This is a genomic window from Mycobacterium sp. MUNTM1, from assembly GCF_054660795.1.
In genome coordinates, this window is sequence record NZ_BAAGDE010000011.1 from 1 (window position 1) to 22,579 (window position 22,579).

Here is a 22,579-nt window from a genome sequence, read left to right on the forward strand (position 1 = left end):
TTTCCGAGCCGAGCCGGTCGTGGGCCAGCCACAACCCGGGTTCATCCGTGGGGGTGAAGCCGCGCAGGCTGTAGGTCCACTCCTCCAGGCTGCGGGTGTCGGCCATGTACTCGAACAACTCGTCGGGTGGACAGTCGACGTAATCGTTGACGGTGCAGTACTGCCCGAAGACCTGATCGTGCGGGTACACCGAGCGCATCATGTCCATGATGATCGGGGTGGCCTTCTCCCTGGGGCTGGTTTCGATGCGGGTGACCCCGTCGATGAGGTCGGGAATGTCCTCAAGCGCTGGCAGCGACATTGTTCTGAATCTCCTCGTTGAGTGAAACCTGGTTTGCGGCAGCGTCTTTAGCGGCGGCCGCGGCGAGAAATGGGGCGAACGGCGGGATCTCGTCGGCGGCGCATTCGACGCTGATCACCGCCGGCCCGTCGATGCCGAGTGCGGTGTGCATCGCCGCGGCAAGGCCATCGACGTCACTGACGTCCACCGACGTCAGGCTGGGGAACATCGCCGCCAGTCCGGCCCCGAGCCGGCTGGGGCGAAAACGGTTGTAGCTGTAGACGTCGTCGTAGAACAGCTGCTCACGGGTCACACACATGGCGTGCGCGTTGTTGTTGAACAGGACGAAGGTCATGGGCAGCCGGTATTGCAGGGCGGTGTGCACCTCCATGCCGTGCATGAAGAACGCGCCGTCGCCGGCGATCACCACGGTGCGGCCGCGGGGCCGGCCACTCTTGGCGCGGCCCAACGACATTCCGATCCCGGCGCCGAAGCTGTAGCCCATGCCGCCCATGCCGAGCGCGACGACGAACCTGCCGCCGCAGCGCGCCGGCAGGTAGTGGATCGCCGCGGCGCCGGTGTTGCCGGCGTCGACCACGATGTCGGCGCCGTCGGGCAGGACACCGTCCAGCACCGCCATCGCGTCGCGGTACCGCACACCCGGCCCTGCGCAGGGCGGCGGCTTCAATTCGGTCCGTCGCAGCGTGGCCGGCACCCGCACCTTGGCCGGCCGTCCCGGACCGGACAGCGCCTGGGTCAGCATGCGCAGCGAGCCGCGCAGGTCGTCGGTGTGCACGTGCGGGCAGGGAACATACGGCGGCGCGGAACCGAGCGAGACCGTCGGCACCGCCGCCAGGGCGTCGTCCAGCCCGGTTCGCGCGGTGACCGACAGGCGCGTGCCCACGACCAGGCACACGGCGCTGCCGGCCACCGCTTCTGCCACACCCGGGTGACCCATGACGCCGGTCACCCCGAGCGCGGACGACGATCCGAGACCGGGTGTGCCGGCGACGTCTTTGGCGTCGGGCACGGTGGCCACCCGCGCCCGCAACACCGCGCGCAGGGCTTCGAGCTCGACGCGGGCGTCGTCGCGAGCGACCTGCTCGCCGACGATGATGGTCACCGGGCCGCTGGCGTCGCGCAGCATTTCGGCGATCGGGTCCGGGTTGCCGATGGGACGCAGGCCAACGGCCGGCCTCCCGTTCTGGCCGCATTCCAGAATCGCCTGTTGAATGTCCTTGGGCAGCAACAACACCGCCGGGCCGCCGGCAAGCGCCGCGGCGATGGCCCCGGGCAGGACCGACACGACGTCGGCCGGCCTGCGCAGCCGACGGCAGAACACCGATACCGCCGAGAACAGCGCCTCGGCGTTCAGCGATCCGTTCGCACCGCTGGTGTCCTGGAAGCTGCCCTGACCATCCATCGTGCTGGCGGGCTGGCCGACCAGCGCCAGCACCGGGACGCGACTCGCAAGCGACTCGCCGAGGCCCGCGACGAGGTTCAGCGAACCCCCGCCCGAGGTCGCGGCGACCACACCCAGGCCGGCCCCGCTGCGGCTGTACCCGTCGGCCATGGTGGCCGCGGAGAACTCGTGCTTGGCCAGCACCGCGTTGATCTCGGGGTGGAAGTGCGCGGCGTCGTACACGTCCTCGATGTTGGCGCCGTCCACCCCGAAGACGTGGTCGACTCCGATTGCCGCTAGGTGCTCGACGATATGGTCGACCACCCGGTACCTGCCGGGCATGCCTGAAGAAACGAGCTGGCGGCCCCGACGGTTCAGTGTCGTTCCTGAACCGTTTATCGGTCGCCCTCGTGGTGTCTAGATGACGATCGAACTGCGCGACGTGGCGCGCGAGTACACGGTCGGCGGTCAATCGGTGCGAGCACTCGACGAGGTCAGCCTGCGGCTCGACGACGGGCAGTTCGTGTCGGTCGTCGGGCCCTCCGGGGCGGGTAAGAGCACGCTGCTGCACCTGCTCGGCGCGCTGGATTCCCCCGATTACGGGTCGATCGCCTTCGACGGCGAGGAGATCGGCCGGCTGCGCGACGAAGAGCAGTCGCGGTTCCGCCATCACCGGGTCGGCTTCATTTTCCAGTTCTTCAACCTGTTGCCGACGCTGTCGGCGTGGGAGAACGTGGCGATCCCCAAGCTGCTCGACGGTGTCCGGCTGGGCACGGCCAAGCCGGACGCCATCCGGCTGCTGGATCGGGTCGGGCTCGGCAACCGGACCCAGCACCGGCCGGCGGAACTGTCCGGCGGCCAGATGCAGCGGGTCGCGGTGGCGCGCGCCCTGATGATGAACCCGCCGCTGATTCTTGCCGACGAGCCCACCGGCAACCTCGATTCCACCACCGGGGCAGCCATTTTGGCGCTGCTTGCCGAGGTCGCGCACGAGGACGGTCCGGGCCGGCTGGTGGTGATGGTGACCCACAACTCCGATGCGGCCGCGGCCACCGACCGGGTGATCACGCTGCAGGACGGCCGGGTCGGTTCGGACGTCATGGCGGTCGCCGGGTGAAACGCGCGTCCGCGATCACGGCCACGGCGAGCAGGCTGCGGGTGTTCAGCCTGCGCGAGCTCGCCACCCATCGCCGCCGGACGTCCGCGTCGATCGCGGTAATGGCCGTCTCCGCAACGTATTTGGTTGCGGTGTTCGGAATCTTCGGGTCGATTACCGGATCGGTCAGCCGGCTGGCCGACGGCATCGCCGGCGTCGCCGCGCTCGAGGTGTCCGGCATCACCGACGCCGGATTCCCCGACTCGATCCTGGCCGAGGTGGCCGCGGTCCCGGGCGTCGCCACCGCGGCGCCGATGATCCGGACGTCGGTAGCCACGCCGTCGGGGCCGGTGCTGCTGCTGGGGACGGATGCCAGCACCGCCGCCCTGGGTGGTGCCCTCAAGGAGGCGCTACAAAAGGGCGGCATCCAGCCCGCGCAGACGCCCCCCTCGACGCCGGCCGGGGTTCAGGTCGGACCGCGCGTCGGCTATGCGAAAGGCCAGGCGTTCCAACTGGGTTCGGCATCGGTCACGGTCACCGGCGTGCTCGCGGGTAAGCGAGACGCGGACCTCAACGGCGGGCACTACGTGCTCGCGCCGCTTGCGTTGGCGCAGAACGCCACCGGCCGCGCCGGCCAACTCGACTCGATCCTGATCGCCACCAGGCCCGGCGCCGACCTCGGCGCGGTGCGCGCGGCGGTCAACGGTGCCGTGCACGGCCGCGCGATCGTCGCCGCCCCCAGCTTCCGGGCGGCCCGGGCCGGTGACGGCGTGCGGCTGATGAATTACATGGCCCTGCTGGGCGCCGCCGTCGCGTTGGTGGTCGGCGCGTTCTTGATCTACACCACGATGACGATGGCGATCACCCAGCGGCGCCCGGTCATCTCGATGCTGCGCGCGATCGGTGCCCGGCGCGCCACCATTGTCGGCGACATGGTCGCCGAGGCCGCGATCCTCGGGCTGATCGGCGGGGCCATCGGGTCCGGCGTGGGAATTATGGCGGGCCACATCGCGATTGGCCGGCTGCCCCCGGCGGTGACACAGGGGCTCGAAGCCCGCGTGCAGTATTGGCTGCCCGGTTACGCGATACCGCTGGCGCTGGCGGTGACGGCGCTCACCAGCGTGGCGGCGTCGGCGATGGCGGCACGGCAGGTGTACAAGGTCTCACCGATCGAGGCGCTCGCACCGGTGGGGGCCTCGGCCGCCGACGTGGTGCCCCGCTGGTTGCGCATCGCCTGTGGCGCCGGCGCGATCGCGGTGTTGGCCGGGTCGACGTCGATCGTGACCGGCCAGCGCGACAGCTCCGCGGTCGTCGCGATGGCCGCGCTGTTGGGCGCCGAGATCGCCCTGGGCTTCGCGCTCACCGTCCCCATCGTCACCGCCACGGCGGCGACGGCGCGTGTGTTCGGATCGGTCGGGGCCCTCGCGGCGGCCACCATCCGGCGTGCGCCGCGCCGGGTCTGGGCGACGGTGATGACCGTGCTGATCGGGGTGCTCACCACCGTCGTGATCACGGGTACGAACGCCGACATGATCCGCTCGGCGCGGCAGATCTTGTCGCCGGTCGCCGATGTCGACGTCTGGGTGAGCGCGGACCCACCCGACAGCTACCCCACCGACGTTCTGCCACAAGGTCTTTCCGAGAAGGTCGCGGCAATCCCGGGCGTGGCGCGAATCACCGAGGGCGCGTTCGGGTTCGCCGTCGTCGGCGGTACCCGCGTGCTGCTCGACGGGTTTTCCACCGGCAGCCATGACGCGCTCTTGCGGGCTCTCGACGAGCGTGTGCGCACCGATGTGCTCGCCGGGCGGGGCGTGGTGCTCACGCAGAATCTGGGCGCGATTCTGCACGTCCGGGCCGGCGAGCAATTGCGGCTGCAGACACCGCACGGCCCGCGCGAGACGACGGTGCTCGCCGTGGTGCCGTTCTTCTCCACCGTCATCGGCACGGTCGGGATCGACCTCGCTCACCTGCGGGCGTGGTTCGATCGCCCGGCCGCGACGACACTGCAGATCGCCGCGGCCCCCGGGGTGAATCGGCAGCGGCTGCTGGCCGCCGTCCGCGAGGCGGTGCCCGCGCCGAATCACGTGTACGACGGTCGCGCGGCGCTGGCGGGACTGGAAGCTCCGCTGCACCAGAGCATGTTCATCGCCAACGCGGTGTGGGTCATCGTGGTGGCGGTGGCCGGGGTCGCGCTGCTCAACACGCTGACGCTGTCGGTGATCGAACGCCGGCGCGAAATCGGGGTGCTGCGCGCGATGGGAGCCAGCCGGAGCTTCGCCTTGCGGATGGTCCTGGCCGAGGCGGCCGGAATCGGCGTCGTCGGTGGCGTTTTGGGCCTGGCGCTGGGGCTGACGGATCAGTGGCTGTTCAGCCGCATCAGTGGGGACGTGATGAATTTCGAAGTCGGTTTCCGGCTGAGTCCGCTGGCGCTCGCCTTCACGATCGGCGCGCTGGCGATCAGCCTGCTCGGCTCACTGCCCCCGGCACGGCGGGCGGCGTACCTGTCCATCATCGAGGCCGTCAGCGTCGAGTGAGGACGGCGAATCCCTGCAGATGGGGTTTGCACGGGAAGGGCACCGGCGTTCGCGGAATGCTGTGCAGCCCGGTGGTATCGAATCCCGCCGCGGCGATCGCGTCGAGGGTCCGCCGGTTGGGCTCACAACCGCCGGCCAGCCACGACCACGGCTTGGCGATCAGGTCCTGGAACCGGCCCGTCGCGCCTTCCCCCCGCACGTGTTCGAGGACGACGAGCCTGCCCCCGGGCGTCAACACCCGGCGGATCTCGCCGAGGGTTGCGGTCACGTCGTCGACCGAGCACAACACCAGGCCGATATGCACCGAGTCGAAACGGTTGTCCGGGAAGGGAATCGACTCACCGGTCCCCTCGACGATGTCGACCGCGATGCCGCGGCGGAAAGCGAGTCGGGCGGCCATCCGCCGAAATGACGCGTCGGGTTCCACCGCGGCCACCGACGTCACCGCGGCGGGCAGAAACGTCAGGTCGGTCCCGGGCCCGAGGCCGATCATCAACAGCCGGCCGGTCGCGTTGCTCAACGCGGCCCGTCGATACCGGTGATAGAACAACCGGTCGAAAATCGGCTGACCGAATCGATAGACATACGGGAACAGGACATTACGGGTGATCATCGGCCACCCAAATCCATGCGGAACGGCGGATATTCGTCGCGCATCAACGACACGTAGACCGCCACCCGGTACCGCCAGCGCACCATGCCCATGAGCAGATCGAAGATGCCCCGCGGGATCGTTCCGGTGGACAACAACGCCAGCGCGGAGATGACGCACAGCACCTGCAGCGGCGCCTCCATCGACCAGCACACCAAAATCTGGGGGATCGCCAGCAGCCACTTCACCAGCACCGCCGAGTTTTTCAGCCGCTCCGGATAGTCGACCGCGAGATCACCGGGGTAGTCGGGCCGAGACGCGAGGGAAAAGGGCGGGTATTGGTCGGTGCTGTTCATCGGGAACCGGTAGTTCATCACCCGCCAGGACCAGCGCAGCACCCCGACGTTGAAGTCGAAGAGCGGCCGCGGATATCGCCCGGTGCACAGGATGGCCACGCCGGCGGCGATCGTCGAGAGCGGATACACCAGGTAGAGCGCTATCAGAATCGGGTAGTGCGGCAGGGCCAGCACGCACCACTTCACCAGCCACAGCCAGCGGGAGGGCGCATCGAAATCGCCTCGCACAGTTACGGAATCGGCCGCGTCGTTCACGGGCTCGACGGGATCTTCGCCACTACCCCCAAGTTTCGGCTGATTTGAGCGGACATCCGGCGGTGGCTCGTGGCGCGCAGAAACGTCGTCAGCGCCGAGGCCTGCACCCGGTCCGATATCAGTGCGGCCGGCCTCAGCACGGATTCACCGTGCGAGACCGGCAGCGACGCCACCCACGACACGGCCATGACCTTGCGTCGTCGGGTCTTCTCGTACCACCGCAGCGCGCGCGAAACATCGGTGCCGCGGCCGTTCGTCCCGCGACGCAGGTCCGCCAGCGCCTTGCACAGCACCATCGTGTCGAGCAGGGCCTGGTTGGTCCCCTGCGCCAGGGTGGGCGGCATCGTGTGCGCGGCATCGCCGAGCAACGTGACCGGGCCGCGGCCCGCGCGCGGAATCGGGTGCCGAAAATGCGGAAAGGGTGAGCGGGCCAGATCGTCGTCGGTCAACGTCGCGAGCACCCGATCGACCGGGTCGGACCATCCGGAGAAGTGCGACCGGATCAGCTCGATCGGACGCTGCGGCCTGACGAAGTCGTACGACCACGGCAGGTCGAACCACCACTGCACGTCGGCGCCGCCGGCCGGCCACAGGCCGAGGTTGCCGTGCGCGCCGATGATCATGAGTGCGGCATCGGAGTCCGCGATCTCCGGGACGGCGGCCAGCCCCTGCCAGCTGCACCAGCCGGTGGGCCGGGCGCCTTGCGCGCCAACGCATTCGCGCACCACCGAGTGCAGCCCGTCGGCGCCGATCAGCACGTCGCCCTCGGCCGCGGAGCCGTCGCCGAAGTCGACGCGGACCCCGTTACCGGTGCGGGCCAACGCGATCACCCGGGAGTTGCACCGGATGCGCTCGGTCGCAAACCCGTCCAGCAGTCGGTCCAGCAGAACGCGACGCGGAACCATCCGGACGGGTGCGCCCAGTCGCCGCGCCATCGTGGCCACGTCGAGGGTGGCGAGCCTGCGGCCGGTGGACGTCACGGCGCGGACGCTGGCCAGCGGCCGGCCGGCACCGTCCATGTCGACGCCCAGCTGGCTCAGCACCGTCTCACCGTTGGACCAGATGGTCACCGCGCCGCCGGCGGCCCGCACATCGGGACGCCGCTCGAAGATGGTGACGTCGTGTCCGTCGCGGAGCAACCCGCGGGCAACGGAGATGCCGGCGACGCCGGCGCCCACAACGAGCACCCGAAGCGGACGGGCGTAGCCGGACACGCTGGCTCCGATCCCTACAGCGAGCGTTGCAGCAGCACCTGGCCGCTATCGGCGGCCACCACCTGCACGGCGGCGATCTGATCGACCGGGGTCGAGATCGCGCCCGCGGGCGTCGCGGTGTGGCCGGGCACGGCCACCCAGGTCGCCAGCCGGGTCTGGCTGCCGTCACGCCCCACCACGACCATCGCGAGCGTGTCGTGGTGCGCGGTCAGCGGAGCCAGGCACACGCAGCGCAGGTTGATCGATGTGCCCCAGTGCTGGCTGCTGACGGCGACCGTCGACGTCAGCAGGCTGGTGCCCACCTGAGCCATCGGCTCCGACGCTGCAGTCACCTGCTGGGACGGAGTCGACGACCATCCCTCGAGACCGACGAACACCCCGATGGCCAGCACCGCGGCCGCGGCCGTCGACGCCACCCAGGTCACTATCCGGGTGCGGCGCCGGCGCCAACGAACCGTCGCCAGCAGGGACGGCAGCAATTTCGGCGACACCTCCGGGGCCGGACCGGACTGGTCGAGCGCGGCCACCTCGTCACCGTCGAGCTGGGACAGCAGGGCCGGCACGCCGCTGAGGTCGGCGACGGCCTCCCGGCAGGCCGGGCAGTGTGCCAGGTGCGTCTCGAATTCGCGGCGTTGCGCGGCCGGCAGAGAGCCCAACACGTATGCGGCATCCCACATCGCGTAGCGGTCTTCGGGAGGGCCGAGATCGGCCACCGGCGTCCTCATTTCATCCATTCTTCTCACCCCTCAAGCATCTCCGAGGCCCTCATCGGGTAACCCCGAGCTCCTGCAGAGTGAGTCGCAACGCCCGCACGGCATAGTGTAGTCGCGACTTCACCGTTCCCTCGGCGATGCCGAGGTCTGCAGCAGTCTGTGTGGTGGTCCAACCGCGGTAGTAGGACCGTTCGATCACCGCTCGGTGCTCGGCGGACAACTGGGCCATCGCGTCCGCTATCAGCAACCGGTCCAGCGCCGCATTGACCTCATCCGGCGTGGACTGTTCGGGTGCCCCCGAAACGTCTGTGGAGCCGACGACGTTGCGAAACCGCGCGCTGCGCCGATCGTCGATGATCATGTTGCGGGCCACGGTGAACAGCCACGCCCGCGCCGAGCGCTCGGTATCGCCGACGACCTCGGGGTGTTGCCAAGCCCGCAGCAGCGTCTCCTGGACCACGTCCTCGGACTGGCTCGCGTCCCCCGTCAGCCGCAACGCGTAACGCCACAGCACCGCGGCGTGCTCGTCGTACAGCGCCTTCATCAGAGCGGCCTCGGCAGCCCCGGACGCCCTCCCCGTGCCAGCAACCCGAGCCACTCCATCACCTCCGACTACTGAAACGAGGCGAGTGGGCGTTTAGTTCAAGGCTAGCCCTGCTAGGAGGCCAAAGTCAGGATGCGCGGGCCGGCCTCGGTGACCGCGACGGTGTGCTCCCAGTGCGCCGCGCGCGACCCGTCGGTGGTGGTGACTGTCCACTGATCGTCGAGCACCACGGTCTTGCCGGTGCCCAGCGTCAGCATGGGTTCGATGGCCAGCACCGAGCCGGCGGCCAGCAGGGGTCCGCGCCCGGGCGAGCCCTCGTTGGGCAGGAAGGGGTCCATGTGCATCTGCCGGCCGATGCCGTGGCCGCCGTAGCCCTCCACGATCCCGAAGGCCCGCGAATACCGGGCCGCGGCGTCGCGCGTCCCCATCTCGATGGCGTGCGACACGTCGGTCAGCCGGTTACCGGGCACCATCGCCGCGATCCCGGCCTCCAGCGATTCCCGGGTCGCCCGCGACAACGCCTCGTCGGCCGCGTCCAGCGTCCCGATCCCGAAGGTGACCGCGGCGTCGCCGTGCCAGCCGTCCAGCACCGCGCCGCAGTCGATCGACACCAGGTCGCCGGGCGCCAAAATCTCGGCGGCCGACGGGATCCCGTGCACCACCCGCTCGTTGACCGACGCGCAGATCGACGCGGGATAGCCGTGATAGCCCAGGAACGACGGCACCGCGCCGGCGTCCCGGATCACCGATTCGGCGACTTCGTCCAGGCTCAGCGTCGACACCCCGGAAACCGCGGCCGCGCGGACCGCCTGCAACGCGGCCGCGACCACCGCGCCCGCCGCGGCCATGGCGTCGAGTTCGCCGGCACTGCGCTGCGGCACCACCTTGCGACTCCGCAGCCGCGCCAGCGGGTTCATCCCTACTTGCCCAGTGCCTGCAGCGCGCGGGCGAACACTTCGTCCATGGTGCCGATGGCGTCGACCGTCTTGAGTTCGTGGCTGTAGTAGTCGAGCAGCGGCGCCGTTTCGTCCCGGTAGACCTTCATCCGGTTCAGGATGACCTCTTCGGTGTCGTCGGCGCGGCCGCGGCCCTTCAGCCGCTGCAGCAGCTCGTCCTCGGAGACCCGGAATTCCAGCACCGCGTCGATGTCGGTCCCCCGGCGTCCCAGCATCTCGTGCAGCGCCTTGGCCTGCTCGATCGAGCGCGGGTAGCCGTCCAGGATGAAGCCGTTGGCGGCGTCGGGGTCGTTCAGCCGGTCGTCGACGAGCTGGTTGGTCAGCTCCGAGGGCACCAGGTCGCCGGCGTCCAGGTAGCGCTTGGCCTCCAGGCCGAGTTTCGTCCCGTTCTCGATGTTGCTGCGGAACAGCTCACCGGTGGAGATTTGCGGGATCCCCAGCTTTTCCGAGAGCTTCTGGGCCTGCGTTCCCTTGCCCGCCCCCGGCGGTCCCAGCAAAACGACTCTCACTTGAGGAACCCTTCATAGTTGCGCTGCATGAGCTGACTCTCGATCTGCTTGACCGTATCCAAGCCCACGCCGATCATGATCAACACCGCGGTACCGCCGAACGGCAGATTCTGAACCGCTCCGCTGTTGCCGATCTGCAAGAACAAGTTTGGCAGCACCGAAATTGCGCCGAGGTAGATCGAACCCGGCAGGGTGATCCGGCTCAGCACGAAACGCAGATAATCGGCGGTCGGCTTGCCGGGCCGGATGCCGGGGATGAAGCCGCCGAACTTCTTCATCTCGTCGGCACGCTCGTCGGGATTGAACGTGATCGACACGTAGAAGTACGTGAAGAAGATGATGAGGCCGAAGTAGATCGCGATGTAGACGGGGTCGCTCGGGTCGGACAGGTACGTGCCGACGAACTTGTCCCACCAGCTGTTGCCCACGCCGCCGGCGCCGCTGCGGATCAACTGGGTGATCAGGTGCGGGATGTAGATCAGCGAGGACGCGAAGATGACCGGAATAACACCGGCCTGGTTGACCTTGAGCGGCAGGTACGTCGACGTTCCGCCGTACATGCGGCGGCCGACCATGCGCTTGGCGTACTGGACCGGGATCCGGCGCTGGCCCTGCTCGACGAAGACCACGCCGACGATGATGACCAGCGCGGCGATCAGGACGGCGGCGAAGATCATCCCGCCGCGGCTGTCCAGGATCGTCTTGCCCTCGGCGGGGATGCGGGCCGCGATGCCGACGAAGATCAGCAGGGACATGCCGTTGCCGATGCCGCGCTCGGTGATCAGCTCACCCATCCACATCACCAGCGCCGCGCCGCTGGTCATCACCAGCACGATGACGACCAGCGTGAAGATGCTCTGGTCGGCGATGATGTCCAGCGAGCAGCCCTGCAGCAGCCCGCCGTTGGCCGCCAGGGCCACGATGCTGGTGGCCTGCAGGATGGCCAGGGCGATCGCCAGATAACGCGTGTACTGCGTCATCTTGGCCTGGCCGGACTGGCCTTCCTTGCGCAGCTCCTCAAACCGCGGGATGACCACCGTGAGCAGCTGCACGATGATGCTGGCGGTGATGTAGGGCATCACCCCCACCGCGAACACGGTGAGTTTGAGCAGCGCGCCACCCGAGAACAGGTTGATCAGCGAGTAGATCTGTCCGGCCGCGCCGCCGCTGGCCTCTTTGATGCACTGCTGGACGTTCGGGTAGTTGACGCCAGGGGACGGTAGCGCGGCGCCGACCCGATACAAGACGACGATGCCAAGCGTGAAGAGGATCTTCCGTCTCAGGTCCACTGTCCGCAGCGATGAGATGAAAGCGGAAAGCAACTCTTCCTCCTGCGCAGCCGGGGGTTTCCTGCATCACGCGCCCAACACCCGCAGGCCAGGACGTACGGCCGACTTCTCTATAGCGCGTCAAACCGTGTACGAGACTAACAGCTGGTACGGGCAGGTCTGGTCAGGGCCTTTCCTGCGACCCCTCGCGGCGCCGTTCACCGGGTGTTTGCGCCGCGACCGCAACGCGCCCGAAAAAACACAGGAAGCCGTAAGCCGTGAGGCGTAGAGTTCCTCTGACTCGTTGCATTTGCTAAATAACTTGGGAGCAGCATGACTCGCACTGACCAAGACAGCTGGGACTTGGCCTCGAGCGTCGGTGCCACGGCCACGATGGTCGCCGCGGCCCGCGCACTGGCGAGCGGAGCCCCCAGGCCCATCATCAACGACCCGTTCGCGGCGCCCCTGGTGCGCGCCGTGGGCCTGGATTTCTTCCGGCGCCTGGTCGACGGTGAGGTCGCCGACTCCGAGGGCCACGAGGGCGGCGGCAAGGACCTGGGGCTGGAGACCGATTCCATCGCCGTGCGCACCCGCTTCTTCGACGACTTCTTCCTCAACGCCGCCCGCGACGGCGTACGCCAGGCGGTGATTTTGGCGGCCGGCCTGGACGCCCGGGCCTACCGGCTGAGCTGGCCGTCCGGCAGCGTGGTCTACGAAGTCGATCAGCCCGCCGTCATCGAGTTCAAGACCACCACCATGTCCAGCCTGGCTGCCGCCCCGGCCGCCGAGCGGCGCACGGTCAGCATCGACCTGCGCGAGGACTGGCCGGCCGCATTGCGCGCCAGCGGATTTGACGTGACGCAGCCGACGTCGTGGAGCGCCGAGGGCCTGCTGATGTACCTGCCGCCCGACGCCCAGGACCGACTCTTCGACAACATCACCGAGCTCAGCGCGCCCGGCAGCAGGCTGGCCACCGAATATCACCCCGACACCGCCGGCACGACGATGTCGCAACGCGCCCAGGAGTTCAACGACCGCTGGGCGAAGGTCGGCTGCGACATCGACCTGTCGGGACTGTTCTTCGACGGCGAGCGCAGCAACGTCGTCGACTACCTCACCGGTAAGGGCTGGGAGGTGGCCTCGCGGCCACGCCGCGAACTGTTCGGCGACTATGGCCTGCAATTCCACGACGACGAGGCGATGGCGCAGTTCCGCAACATCGTCGCCGTCACCGCCACCCTGCGCTAGTTAGGAGCGGTCACAAGCGCGGCCGTGGCTATCGCAAGCGCGGCGGGCCGCGACCATCGACCTAGGAGGGTGCCATGCCGGAGACCGACAGCAAGCGATCAGACGGCGACAGTTGGGATCTGGCGTCCAGCGTGGGCGCCACCGCCACCGCGGTGGCCGCCCGGCGGGCGCTGGCCTCCAAGGGGCCCGACCCGTTGATCGACGACCCCTTCGCCGAGCCGTTGGTGCGTGCCGTCGGCGTCGAGGCCTTCATCCGGATGATGAACGGGGACATCGAGACACCCGCGGACGATCCGGCGTTCACCCCGCGGCGCCTCGGTGAGGGCATGGCGGTGCGCACCCGGTTCTTCGACTCGTTCTTCCTCGACGCGGCCAACTCCGGTATCCGCCAGGCCGTCATCCTGGCCTCCGGGCTGGACACCCGCGCCTACCGGCTGGTCTGGCCGCCCGGGACGGTCGTCTACGAGATCGACCAGCCCCGGGTGATCGAGTTCAAGACCCGCACCCTGGCGGAGCTGGGCGCGACACCGAGCGCGGACCGGCGGGCGGTGGGGGTCGATCTGCGCGACGACTGGCCGGCGACGTTGGCCGACAGCGGATTCGACACGGGCGCACCCGCGGCGTGGAGCGCCGAAGGGCTGCTGGGTTATCTGCCTCCGGACGCCCAGGACCGCCTGTTCGACCACATCACCGCGCTGTCCGCCGAGGGCAGCAGGATCGGCACCGGCTACGTCCCCGACATCCGCGGTCGCATCGAAAAGCGCGGCCGCGAGATCAGCGAGCGCTGGCGGCGCATGGGGCTGGACCTCAACTGGGCCGACCTCGTCTACCCGGGCGAACGCAACGACGTGGTGGACTACCTGTCCGAGCGGGGCTGGCGCTCGTCGGTGCACAGCACCCCGGAACTTTACGCGGCCAACGGTTTTGACTTCCCCGAGCAGTCGTCGATGGCCGCCTTCGGCGACATCCGATACGTCACCGCGACATTGACCGAGGAGGCTTCGTGACACGCACCGATCAAGACACCTGGGACCTGGCCACGAGCGTGGGCGCCACGGCGACGTGGGTCGCCGCTTGCCGGGCGCTGGCCGGCCGGCAGCCCGGCGCGCTGATCGACGATCCGTTCGCCGACTCGCTGGTTCGTGCGGTGGGCGCGGAATTCTTCATCCGCGTGCTCGACGGCGAGATCACCGACGAGACGGGCGGCATCGACGCCGACGCCGACCCCGACGTCGAGTTCAACCTGCAGCGCATGGTCAACATGATGGCCGTGCGCACCCGCTACTTCGACGAGTTCTTCACCGACGCAACCGCTTCCGGCATCCGCCAGGTCGTCATCCTGGCCTCCGGCCTGGATTCGCGCCCGTACCGCCTGACCTGGCCGGCGGGCACCGTGGTGTACGAGGTCGATCAGCCCGCCGTCATCGAGTTCAAGTCCACCACGCTGGCGAAGCTGGGCGCCCAGCCCACGGCGGAGCGCCGCACAGTTTCGGTCGACCTACGTGACGACTGGCTGAATGCGTTGCGGGACAAAGGTTTCGACGAGTCGCGACCCAGCGCGTGGAGTGCAGAGGGCCTGTTGATGTATTTGCCGCCGGAGGCGCAGGACAGGCTGTTCGACGCCATCACCACGCTCAGCGCCCCGGGCAGCCGGCTGGCGACCGAGTACCACGACGGCGGCACCCCGCACCTGCTGGAAAGGCGCGCGCAGGCGATGGCCAGGCGCTGGGGCCACTACGGCTTCGACGTCGACGTGTCGACGCTGGTCTACCGGGGCGAGCGCACCCCCGCTGCCGATTACCTGAGCGCGGCCGGCTGGCAGATCTCGGCGCGCACCCGCGCCGATCAGTTCGCCGGCGCCGGGCTGTCCGTGCCGCCGGGCGAGAGCCTCGATGCGCTGCGCAACAGCATCTCGCTGACCGCCGTTCGGCAGTAGTCCCTAGCTGGGTTTGGCGGCCGGCGCCCGGACGACCAGCGGCGCGGCGGGGAAACACCACGCCAGCTCCGAGCGCGACTTGCGCAGCGCGGCGGTGCCGTAACCCCGCTTGCGGTGCTCGGGGTGAATCCAGATGCGTACCTGCACCTCGCCGTGGGACAGCTCGCCGAAGACCATGCCGACCTTCTCACCGGAGTCGATCGCGACGAACCACGCGGCCTCTTCGTCGTCTACACGTGCGAGCGCGGCTTTGATCTCGTCGTCGAGGTTGCCGGCTTGGCCGCCGGATCCGTCGCCCGACGCGCCACCCATGTCCTCGGTGCGGATGCTGAAGATGTCGCGGTCCTCGCTCGCGGAGAACGGCCGGAGTTCGAGGGTGTCCCCCGAGCTCGCCGGACGCTCGCCCAGGGTGAAGCTCAGCTGTTTGTTCAGGTCCTCGAGTTCGGCCTGGATCGTCTTGCGTGAATCCTTGGTGAGTCGGTCAAAGGACAGGCCGAACACCGCCTCGGCACCCGTCTGCGACGTGCCCAGCAAACCGGCGATGGCCTTGACCGCCTCCGGTTTGTTGTCGGCCTCCACGATGAGGTCGAGCACTTCGTGCCGTCGCTCGAGGGCTTTCAACAGGGCGTCGGCGATTTCGCGGCGGGCGGCTTTGCGGTCCTGGTCGGTCATTCCACCAGCCTAGAACGCCGGTGGGGCCACCGCGCTACATCTGCGGTTTCCCAGCTCGCCGAAGCGCTGGTAGCGATCCTCGACCGCGCTCGCCCAGGCCGGGTCGGGCTCGACGATGCGCTCGGTGCGGGCCCATCGGGCCGCGTCGGCGACCGTCGTCTCCAGGCCGACCGCCATGCGCGCCAGGAATGCCGCCCCCAACGCGGCCCCCTCCGCCACCCCGGACACCTCGACCGGCCGCCCGGTCGCGTCGGCGATGGCCTGCAGCCACGGCCCCACCCGGGTACCGCCGCCGGTGGCCACGATGCGCGACACCGGCGCCCCGCCTAGTTCGATGAGCCGACGGACCACGAACCCGGACGCTTCGTAGGCGGCGCGGCGCAGCGCGGCGGCGTCGTGGGTCAGATCCAGCGCCTCGAGCACCCCCCGGCGGTCCCGATCGTGAAACGGCGTGCGTTCGCCGCGCAGATACGGCGCCCACACCGGGACGCGCCCGGGTTCGACGGCGGTCGGATCCGCCGGTGCCACAACGCGATCCACCCAGCCGAGGAACAGCCCGCCGGCGTTGCTGGCCCCGCCGATCTGGCTCTTGCCGGGCGCAGTGTGCGGAATGGTCCACAGGCCGGGCACCTGCCGGGCCTCGGCGATGGTGGTCCACACGATCAGCGTGGTGCCGCACATCACCAGCACGTCGCCATCGTGGTCGGCGCCGGCCACGATCTGTTCGCACAGCGCGTCGATGGCGCCGGTGGCCAGCGCGGCGTCGGTGCCGCGCAACTGCCCGACGACGGCGCCCATGCTCACCACCCGCGGCAGCTGCTCGACGGCCGCGCCGCGCTCGGCGCAGGCCTCGGGATTCCAGCCGGTTCCGTCGAACAACGGGAACGCGGTGGCGGCGGTGGCGATGTCGATCGCCGCCTGCCCCGACAGCGCGTGGTTGGCCACCGCCGGCGCGGGCCAGTAGCCGGCGGCGTCCGGCGCCTGTCGGGCCGTCCAGCGCAGGAATTCGGCGGCCTCGCCGAGCGCGGGCAGCGGCTGCGCGTCCCCGCCGGGCGTGCGGCCCCGGCCGTCGCCGTAGAGCAGGCCCGGCGTGATGGGCGCGCCGGTGTCGTCGACGGCGGTCATCGACGGCACCATCGCCGAGACGGCCGCCGCGGCGATGCCGGGTTGGTGGACCAGTTCGTTCAGGGCCGCCGACGGTCCGCGCCGCCACGCCGCCTCGGCGTCGTGCTCCAGCCGGTCGGGCGCCGGTACCCGCAGCTCGTGGGGGATGCGCACGCGGGCCGTCACGTTGCCGTCGGCGTCGGCGGAGATCGCCTTGACCGCGGTGCTGCCGACGTCGATGCCGATTGTGACGTCTTTGCGTGACACGGGCGTCACCGTACGCCAGCATTGGCACTCGTGACGTCCAAACCGCGCGCGTTGGTGACCGCCCCGATGCGGGGGCCGGGCTTCGCCAAACTGCGAGAGCTGGCCGACGTGGTGTACGACCCCTGGATCGAGCAGACCCCGCTGCGCATCTACAGCCCCGAGCAGCTGGCCGAGAGGATCGCCCGCGAAGCCGCCGAAATCGTGGTGGTGGAAGGCGATTCGGTGCGCGGCCCGGTGTTCGAGCAGGACGTGCGGGTGATCGCGTCCACCCGCGGCGACCCCAACAACGTCGACATCGCCGGGGCCACCGCGGCCGGCATTCCGGTGCTGAACACCCCGGCGCGCAACGCCGATGCGGTCGCCGAGATGACGGTGGCGCTGCTGCTGGCCGCCACCCGTCACGTGCTCGCCGCGGACGCGGATGTCCGCAGCGGCAACATCTTTCGCGACGGCAGCATCCCGTATCAGCGGTTCCGCGCCGCCGAGATCGCGGGGCTCACCGCCGGGCTGGTGGGCCTCGGCGCCGTCGGCCGCGCGACGCAGTGGCGATTGTCCGGGCTGGGCCTGCGGGTGATCGCGCACGACCCCTACAACCCCGACGCCCGGCACAGCCTCGACGAGCTGCTCGGCGAGGCCGACGTGGTCTCGCTGCACGCCCCCGTCACCGACGACACGACCGGCATGATCGGCGCGCGCGAGTTCGCGGCCATGCGCGACGGCGTGGTCTTCCTCAACACCGCCCGCGCCCAGCTGCACGACACCGACGCCCTGGTCGACGCCCTGGTCGCCGGCAAGGTGGGCGCCGCGGGCCTGGACCACTTCGCCGGCGAATGGCTGCCCGCCGATCACCCGCTGGTGGCAATGCGAAACGTCGTGCTGACGCCGCACATCGGGGGCGCCACCTTCGACACCGAGGCGCGGCAGGCGCAGATGGTGGCCGACGACCTGGAGGCGCTGCTGGCCGGCAACGCGCCCGCTCACATCGTCAACCCGGAGGTGCTGGGGCCATGAAGTTCGTCGACGACCCCGAGACCGCGGTGCTGGACGCCGCCAAGGACATGCTGCGCCGCGGCCTGGTGGAGGGCACGGCCGGCAACATCTCGGCGCGGCGGGCCGACGGCAACGTTGTCATCACCCCGTCGTCGGTGGACTATCGCGACATGCAGCTCGACGACCTGGTGCTCGTCGATGCCGACGGCTCGGTCTTGCAGGCGGCCGAGGGCCGCTCCCCGTCGTCGGAGATGGCGCTGCACCTGGCCTGCTACCGGGCCTTCGACGACATCGGCAGCGTCATCCACAGCCATCCGGTGTGGGCGACCATGTTCGCGATCGCCCACGAATCGATCCCGGCGTGCATCGACGAGTTCGCGGTGTACTGCGGCGGCGACGTCCGCTGCACCGATTACGCGGCGTCCGGTACGCCGGAGGTCGGCACCAACGCCGTGCGGGCGCTGCAGGGCCGCGGCGCCGCCCTGATCGCCAACCACGGCCTGGTGGCGGTGGGGCCCCGGCCGGACAAGGTCTTGCACATCACCGCGCTGGTCGAGCGGACAGCCCAAATCGTCTGGGGCGCGCGCGCTCTCGGCGGCCCGGTACCGATCCCCGAGAACGTCAACCGCAATTTCGCCTCGGTCTACGGCTATCTGCGGGCCAATACCTGACGCTGATCGATGCCCACCTTCACCGCGCCGCTGTCGCCCTGATTGGCGATCGCCAGAAAGGCGTCGCGCCACTCCCGTAGGCCGAAGGTGTGGGTGAGCATGGGGCGCAGGTCTATTCGGCCCGCGGCGGCCAGGTCGAGGTAGTGGGCGATGGCGTGCTTGCGCCGCCCGTCCACCTCCTCGACACCGAAGGCGTTAGAGCCGACGAACGAGAGCTCTTTGAAGTAGAGCGGGCTGTCCTCCCACCGGCCGGGGGCGTGCACGCCGGCCTTCACCAACGTCCCCCGCGACCGCAGGACCCGGACGCCCACCTCGAAGGTCTCGGGCTTGCCCACGGTGTCATAGACCACGTCGACGGCGCCAGGGTGGGCCATCGGCAGGCCCTGCAGCGGCTGGCGCAGTCGGCCACCGCACCAGGCGACGAGGTCTTCGATAATGGCCGTACGCGGCTTGTGCGCGAGGATTTTCGCGGCGCCGAACCGTCGGGCCAGCTCCGCCTGGGCGGCGAAGCGCGCCACCACCGCGACCGCCACGTCGGGATACAGCGCCCGCAGGATCGCGAGCGCACACAACCCCAGCGAACCGGCCCCGTACACCAGGGCGGCGCCCGAGCGCGGCGGCGGGTGGCGGGTGATCGAGTGCAGCGACACCGAGAAGGGGTCGGCGAACACGGCCGTCTCGTCGGGAATCGAGTCCGGCACGGCGAACAGCATGGAGTCGTGGGCGGGCATCAGTTCGGCATAGCCGCCCGTCACGTCGGCCGACACCCCCGTGTGGATGCCCGGCCTGATATCGCCGTCGGTGAAGCTCCAGCACAGGCTGTAGTCACCGGCTTCGCATGCGGGACAGGGCGGTTGGATACCGCGCGGCCCGCAGGACAGCCACGGGTTGAGCACCACCCGCTCCCCCACGCTCAGCCCCCAGGCCTTGGGGCCCAGCGCCACCACGTCGGCGACCACCTCGTGGCCCATGACTTGCGGGAACGAACAGAACGCGGCCATGGCGTTGTCGGCGTCGCCCTCGCCGAAGTCCATCAGGATCTGCTTGGAATCCGACCCGCAGATGCCGGTCAGCCGCGGCCGGGTGATCACCCAGTCCTCGTGCGGCAGTTCAGGATCCGGGAGGTCGCGCAGGGCGGTCGGGGTGCGCGCCAGGTTCTGGGTCAACGGGTTGGCGTCGCCGGGCACCTCGAAGGGCTCCGGTGGCACGCCGTAGACGAGCGCCTTCATCGCCGCGCCATCCCCGCCGCACCGGCGATGAACGCGTCCAGGTCGGCGTTTTTGGCGTCGATGACGGCTTTCATGTCGGGCAGGTAGTGCTCGAAGCGTTCACCGTCCAGCGCCGCGAGGATGCCGTCGGCCACCTCGTCCGCGGCCACCTTGGGTCCCCGGTAGAGGGGTTCCTCGCTGCCCGGGTGGTCCCAGATCTCGGTGTCGACCGGGCCGGGCTCGATCAGCTTCACCGAGATCGGCGTGTCGTGCAGGTCCACCGCCATCGCCTCGCTCCACCCGCACAACGCGAATTTGCTTGCAAAATAGGCACTTTCGTGGATAATTCCGAGCCGGCCACCAACGCTCGACACGTTGACGATCATGCCCGATCCGCGGGTCAGCATCCGCGGCAGCAACGCCAGCGTCAGGCGCATCGGGGCGAAGAAGTTGACCCGCATGACGTCTTCGGCCTCGTCCGGATCCAGCGCGATGACACTGCGCCGCTTGGGCATCGCGGCGTTGTTGATCAGCACGTCGACGCCGTCCAGCGCATCCCAGGCCCGCAGCGCCAGGTCGCCCAGCGTCGCCGTGTCGGCCAGGTCGGCCACCCACATGGCGGAGTCCGGCGAGGCGCGCCGGCAGTCGGCCAGCACCTCACCCAGCCGATCCCGGCGGCGTGCGATCAGCCCCACCACCGCGCCCCGGGCCGCCATTCGTCGCGCCAGGGCCGCACCCAATCCCGACGAGGCGCCCGTGATGAGCGCCCGTTTACCCGCCACCGCGTACGCCATCAGTAAAGGTTGCCGCGAATCGCGGGAAGCGTACAGTGGGAGAAGCTTGTTATATCGGCTAAATATTAGATTGACTACCTCCGATAGGGACACACGAATGACTTCCACCAGGTACGAAGGCGACACCTGGGACCTGGCGTCCAGCGTCGGCGTGACCGCGACCATGGTCGCGGCGGCCCGCGCGATGGCCACCCGCGCCGACAAACCGCTGATCAACGACCCCTTCGCCGAGCCGCTGGTCAAGCTGGTCGGCGTGGACCTGCTCTCCCGGTTAGCCAGCGGTGAGCTGGATCCCGCCGAGCTGAACGACGTGCACGACGGTGCTGCGGGGTCGGCCGGGGCAATGTCGCGGATGGCGGACAACATGGCCGTCCGCACCAAGTTCTTCGACGAGTTCTTCCTGGACGCGACGAACGCCGGCATCAAGCAGGCGGTGATCCTCGCTTCCGGGCTGGACGCCCGCCCGTACCGGTTGGCATGGCCGGCCGGCACCGTGGTCTACGAGGTGGACCAGCCGCAGGTGATCGAATTCAAGACCCGATCGCTGGCCGACCTGGGCGCCGCCCCCACCGCCGAGCGGCGGGTGGCGGCCGTCGACCTGCGCGACGACTGGCCCACCGCGCTGCGCAGCGCCGGGTTCGACCCGGCCCAGCCGACCGCGTGGAGCGCCGAGGGCCTGCTCGGCTACCTGCCGCCCGAGGCGCAGGATCGCCTGCTGGACACCATCACCGAGCTCAGCGCGCCGGGCAGCCGGCTGGCCACCGAAAGCGCGCCCAACCCCGAGCCCGGCGACGAGGAGAAGATGAAGGAGCGCATGCAGGCGATCTCCGAGCGCTGGCGTGCGCACGGTTTCGAGCTGGACATGGCGGGCCTGGTCTACTTCGGCGACCGCAACGAGGCGGCTCCCTATCTGGCCGACCGCGGCTGGCGGCTGAACAGCGCCAGCATCGGAGAACTGTTCGCGGCCAACGGACTTGACCCGCTCACCGACGACGACATGCGCATGGGCGAGATGCTGTACACCAGCGGAACCCTCGAGAAGTAGGAGCCGACTGAAATGACCGCCGAAACGGGACGAACCGAGGGCGACAGCTGGGACCTGGCGTCCAGCGTGGGAGCAACGGCCACGATGGTCGCCGCATCCCGCGCCGTGGCGTCGCAAGGACCCAACCCGCTGCTTGACGATCAACTGGCCGATCCCCTGGTCCGCGCCGTCGGGCTGAACCCCTTCATCCGGATTCTCGACGGCGAGGTCGACTTCGGCGACGACCCGCTGATGAACCGCAGGACCAGGGCCGAGCAGATGACGGTGCGCACCAGGTTCTTCGACAACTTCTTCCTCAATGCCACCAACGGCGGTGTCCGCCAAGCGGTGATCCTCGCTTCCGGCTTGGACACCAGGGCCTACCGGTTGCCCTGGCCCGCAGGCACGGTGGTGTACGAGATCGACCAGCCACAGGTCATCGCCTTCAAGACGAATACACTGGCCGATCTCGGCGCCGCTCCGACCGCCGAACGTCGAACCGTAGGCATCGACCTGCGCGATGACTGGCCCGCGGCGTTGCGGGAGAGCGGTTTTGACGTCACCCAGCCCACCGCGTGGAGCGCCGAAGGACTGCTGCCCTACCTGCCGCCGGAGGCCCAGGACCGCTTGTTCGACAACATCGCCTCTCTCAGCGCGCCGGGCAGCCGGCTGGCGACCGAGCACGTGCCGGACCCCAATTCCTTCACCGACGAGCGCGTGCAGCGCATCACCGAGCGGTGGCGCGCTGCCGGGTTCAACCTCGATGCGGGTGACCTGTTCTACCGGGGTGAGCGCAGCGTCGTGGTCGACTACCTGACCGAGCACGGTTGGGATGTGACGGCCCACGCCGTCAGGGAACTCTACGCGCACAACGGCTTCGAATTCCCCGAGGAAGTGGTCGAGGCCTTCGGCGACCTGAGCTACGTCGCCGCCACCCTCAAGTGAC

Annotated in this window: 22 protein-coding genes and 1 pseudogene; 9 read left to right on the forward strand and 14 right to left on the reverse strand. The window is 69.5% G+C overall.

Annotation, left to right across the window (positions count from 1 at the left end):
- Both ACYQ8K_RS08415 and ACYQ8K_RS08420 read right to left on the reverse strand, forming a co-directional pair.
- Positions 1-301, reverse strand: a pseudogene (locus ACYQ8K_RS08415) (SRPBCC family protein); the annotation flags it as partial.
- Positions 282-2,024, reverse strand: a complete 1,743-nt coding sequence (locus tag ACYQ8K_RS08420; RefSeq protein ID WP_459968022.1) for a thiamine pyrophosphate-binding protein — start codon at positions 2,022-2,024, stop codon at positions 282-284. The gene ACYQ8K_RS08420 and the pseudogene ACYQ8K_RS08415, both read right to left, overlap by 20 nt.
- Positions 2,025-2,103: 79 nt before the next feature.
- Here ACYQ8K_RS08420 and ACYQ8K_RS08425 point away from each other — a divergent pair, with 79 nt between their 5' ends.
- Together ACYQ8K_RS08425 and ACYQ8K_RS08430 are read left to right on the forward strand one after the other, a co-directional pair.
- Positions 2,104-2,799 carry an ABC transporter ATP-binding protein gene (locus ACYQ8K_RS08425; RefSeq protein WP_459968023.1) on the forward strand — a complete coding sequence of 232 codons (696 nt, stop codon included), beginning with the start codon at positions 2,104-2,106 and terminating at the stop codon, positions 2,797-2,799.
- A complete protein-coding gene (locus ACYQ8K_RS08430; protein ID WP_459968024.1) occupies positions 2,796-5,312 on the forward strand; it encodes an FtsX-like permease family protein in 2,517 nt (838 codons plus the stop codon). Before ACYQ8K_RS08425 ends, ACYQ8K_RS08430 begins: the two co-directional genes overlap by 4 nt.
- On the opposite strand, the gene ACYQ8K_RS08435 is transcribed toward ACYQ8K_RS08430, so the two are convergent.
- The 8 genes from ACYQ8K_RS08435 to secY are packed head-to-tail and all read right to left on the reverse strand — an operon-like array spanning position 5,299 to position 11,773.
- Positions 5,299-5,925 (reverse strand): class I SAM-dependent methyltransferase, encoded by a 627-nt coding sequence (locus ACYQ8K_RS08435; protein WP_459968025.1) that lies wholly within the window; start codon positions 5,923-5,925, stop codon positions 5,299-5,301. The two genes, ACYQ8K_RS08430 and ACYQ8K_RS08435, sit on opposite strands and share 14 nt — an antisense overlap.
- A complete protein-coding gene (locus tag ACYQ8K_RS08440) occupies positions 5,922-6,488 on the reverse strand; it encodes a DUF4389 domain-containing protein (RefSeq protein ID WP_459968165.1) in 567 nt (188 codons plus the stop codon). Before ACYQ8K_RS08440 ends, ACYQ8K_RS08435 begins: the two co-directional genes overlap by 4 nt.
- A 23-nt stretch (positions 6,489-6,511) precedes the next feature.
- Positions 6,512-7,729, reverse strand: coding sequence for an FAD-dependent oxidoreductase (locus ACYQ8K_RS08445; protein WP_459968026.1), 1,218 nt, complete (start codon positions 7,727-7,729; stop codon positions 6,512-6,514).
- 14 nt (positions 7,730-7,743) lie between these two features.
- Positions 7,744-8,463 (reverse strand): anti-sigma factor family protein, encoded by a 720-nt coding sequence (locus ACYQ8K_RS08450; RefSeq protein WP_459968027.1) that lies wholly within the window; start codon positions 8,461-8,463, stop codon positions 7,744-7,746.
- A 31-nt stretch (positions 8,464-8,494) separates the two neighbouring features.
- A complete protein-coding gene (locus ACYQ8K_RS08455) occupies positions 8,495-9,040 on the reverse strand; it encodes a sigma-70 family RNA polymerase sigma factor (protein WP_075232782.1) in 546 nt (181 codons plus the stop codon).
- A 59-nt stretch (positions 9,041-9,099) separates the two neighbouring features.
- Complete coding sequence (gene map / locus ACYQ8K_RS08460; RefSeq protein WP_459968028.1) at positions 9,100-9,903, reverse strand: type I methionyl aminopeptidase; 804 nt, start codon at positions 9,901-9,903, stop codon at positions 9,100-9,102.
- Between the two features lie 2 nt (positions 9,904-9,905).
- Positions 9,906-10,451 carry an adenylate kinase gene (locus ACYQ8K_RS08465; protein ID WP_459968029.1) on the reverse strand — a complete coding sequence of 182 codons (546 nt, stop codon included), beginning with the start codon at positions 10,449-10,451 and terminating at the stop codon, positions 9,906-9,908.
- Complete coding sequence (gene secY / locus ACYQ8K_RS08470; RefSeq protein WP_007773527.1) at positions 10,448-11,773, reverse strand: preprotein translocase subunit SecY; 1,326 nt, start codon at positions 11,771-11,773, stop codon at positions 10,448-10,450. The genes ACYQ8K_RS08465 and secY overlap by 4 nt, the downstream gene beginning before the upstream one ends.
- A 279-nt stretch (positions 11,774-12,052) precedes the next feature.
- On the opposite strand from secY, the gene ACYQ8K_RS08475 reads away from it, so the two are divergent.
- The 3 genes from ACYQ8K_RS08475 (at position 12,053) to ACYQ8K_RS08485 (ending at position 14,903) form a co-directional block, all read left to right on the forward strand.
- The gene (locus tag ACYQ8K_RS08475; protein WP_459968030.1) at positions 12,053-12,967 is read left to right on the forward strand and encodes a class I SAM-dependent methyltransferase; all 915 of its coding nucleotides are present in this window, start codon (positions 12,053-12,055) and stop codon (positions 12,965-12,967) included.
- Positions 12,968-13,041: 74 nt separating this feature from the next.
- A complete protein-coding gene (locus ACYQ8K_RS08480; protein WP_459968031.1) occupies positions 13,042-13,974 on the forward strand; it encodes a class I SAM-dependent methyltransferase in 933 nt (310 codons plus the stop codon).
- Positions 13,971-14,903: a class I SAM-dependent methyltransferase gene (locus tag ACYQ8K_RS08485; RefSeq protein WP_459968032.1), complete on the forward strand. Its 933-nt coding sequence runs from the start codon at positions 13,971-13,973 to the stop codon at positions 14,901-14,903. The genes ACYQ8K_RS08480 and ACYQ8K_RS08485 overlap by 4 nt, the downstream gene beginning before the upstream one ends.
- 3 nt (positions 14,904-14,906) lie before the next feature.
- On the opposite strand, the gene ACYQ8K_RS08490 is transcribed toward ACYQ8K_RS08485, so the two are convergent.
- Both ACYQ8K_RS08490 and ACYQ8K_RS08495 read right to left on the reverse strand, forming a co-directional pair.
- Positions 14,907-15,575 carry a GNAT family N-acetyltransferase gene (locus ACYQ8K_RS08490; protein ID WP_459968033.1) on the reverse strand — a complete coding sequence of 223 codons (669 nt, stop codon included), beginning with the start codon at positions 15,573-15,575 and terminating at the stop codon, positions 14,907-14,909.
- A 9-nt stretch (positions 15,576-15,584) separates the two neighbouring features.
- Positions 15,585-16,946, reverse strand: coding sequence for a xylulokinase (locus ACYQ8K_RS08495; RefSeq protein ID WP_459968034.1), 1,362 nt, complete (start codon positions 16,944-16,946; stop codon positions 15,585-15,587).
- A gap of 30 nt (positions 16,947-16,976) precedes the next feature.
- Between ACYQ8K_RS08495 and ACYQ8K_RS08500 the strand changes: the two genes are divergently transcribed.
- A complete protein-coding gene (locus ACYQ8K_RS08500) occupies positions 16,977-17,957 on the forward strand; it encodes an NAD(P)-dependent oxidoreductase (RefSeq protein ID WP_459968035.1) in 981 nt (326 codons plus the stop codon).
- A complete protein-coding gene (locus tag ACYQ8K_RS08505; protein WP_459968036.1) occupies positions 17,954-18,607 on the forward strand; it encodes an L-fuculose-phosphate aldolase in 654 nt (217 codons plus the stop codon). The genes ACYQ8K_RS08500 and ACYQ8K_RS08505 overlap by 4 nt, the downstream gene beginning before the upstream one ends.
- On the opposite strand, the gene ACYQ8K_RS08510 is transcribed toward ACYQ8K_RS08505, so the two are convergent.
- Together ACYQ8K_RS08510 and ACYQ8K_RS08515 are read right to left on the reverse strand one after the other, a co-directional pair.
- On the reverse strand, positions 18,586-19,836 hold the full coding sequence (locus tag ACYQ8K_RS08510) for a zinc-dependent alcohol dehydrogenase (protein ID WP_459968037.1): 1,251 nt from the start codon (positions 19,834-19,836) through the stop codon (positions 18,586-18,588). The two genes, ACYQ8K_RS08505 and ACYQ8K_RS08510, sit on opposite strands and share 22 nt — an antisense overlap.
- On the reverse strand, positions 19,833-20,597 hold the full coding sequence (locus ACYQ8K_RS08515; protein ID WP_459968167.1) for an SDR family NAD(P)-dependent oxidoreductase: 765 nt from the start codon (positions 20,595-20,597) through the stop codon (positions 19,833-19,835). Before ACYQ8K_RS08515 ends, ACYQ8K_RS08510 begins: the two co-directional genes overlap by 4 nt.
- A gap of 109 nt (positions 20,598-20,706) precedes the next feature.
- Between ACYQ8K_RS08515 and ACYQ8K_RS08520 the strand changes: the two genes are divergently transcribed.
- Positions 20,707-21,654 (forward strand): class I SAM-dependent methyltransferase, encoded by a 948-nt coding sequence (locus ACYQ8K_RS08520; protein ID WP_459968038.1) that lies wholly within the window; start codon positions 20,707-20,709, stop codon positions 21,652-21,654.
- A gap of 12 nt (positions 21,655-21,666) precedes the next feature.
- Complete coding sequence (locus ACYQ8K_RS08525; RefSeq protein ID WP_459968039.1) at positions 21,667-22,578, forward strand: class I SAM-dependent methyltransferase; 912 nt, start codon at positions 21,667-21,669, stop codon at positions 22,576-22,578.
- Position 22,579 lies beyond the last annotated feature (1 nt).

Coding starts and splice junctions, on each gene's coding strand:
- ACYQ8K_RS08420 (WP_459968022.1), bottom strand. CDS start 2,024: ATGCCCGGCAGGTACCGGGTGGTCGACCATATCGTCGAGCACCTAGCG.
- ACYQ8K_RS08425 (WP_459968023.1), top strand. CDS start 2,104: ATGACGATCGAACTGCGCGACGTGGCGCGCGAGTACACGGTCGGCGGT.
- ACYQ8K_RS08435 (WP_459968025.1), bottom strand. CDS start 5,925: ATGATCACCCGTAATGTCCTGTTCCCGTATGTCTATCGATTCGGTCAG.
- ACYQ8K_RS08450 (WP_459968027.1), bottom strand. CDS start 8,463: ATGGATGAAATGAGGACGCCGGTGGCCGATCTCGGCCCTCCCGAAGAC.
- map (WP_459968028.1), bottom strand. CDS start 9,903: ATGAACCCGCTGGCGCGGCTGCGGAGTCGCAAGGTGGTGCCGCAGCGC.
- ACYQ8K_RS08475 (WP_459968030.1), top strand. CDS start 12,053: ATGACTCGCACTGACCAAGACAGCTGGGACTTGGCCTCGAGCGTCGGT.
- ACYQ8K_RS08480 (WP_459968031.1), top strand. CDS start 13,042: ATGCCGGAGACCGACAGCAAGCGATCAGACGGCGACAGTTGGGATCTG.
- ACYQ8K_RS08490 (WP_459968033.1), bottom strand. CDS start 15,575: ATGACCGACCAGGACCGCAAAGCCGCCCGCCGCGAAATCGCCGACGCC.
- ACYQ8K_RS08505 (WP_459968036.1), top strand. CDS start 17,954: ATGAAGTTCGTCGACGACCCCGAGACCGCGGTGCTGGACGCCGCCAAG.
- ACYQ8K_RS08510 (WP_459968037.1), bottom strand. CDS start 19,836: ATGAAGGCGCTCGTCTACGGCGTGCCACCGGAGCCCTTCGAGGTGCCC.
- ACYQ8K_RS08520 (WP_459968038.1), top strand. CDS start 20,707: ATGACTTCCACCAGGTACGAAGGCGACACCTGGGACCTGGCGTCCAGC.
- ACYQ8K_RS08525 (WP_459968039.1), top strand. CDS start 21,667: ATGACCGCCGAAACGGGACGAACCGAGGGCGACAGCTGGGACCTGGCG.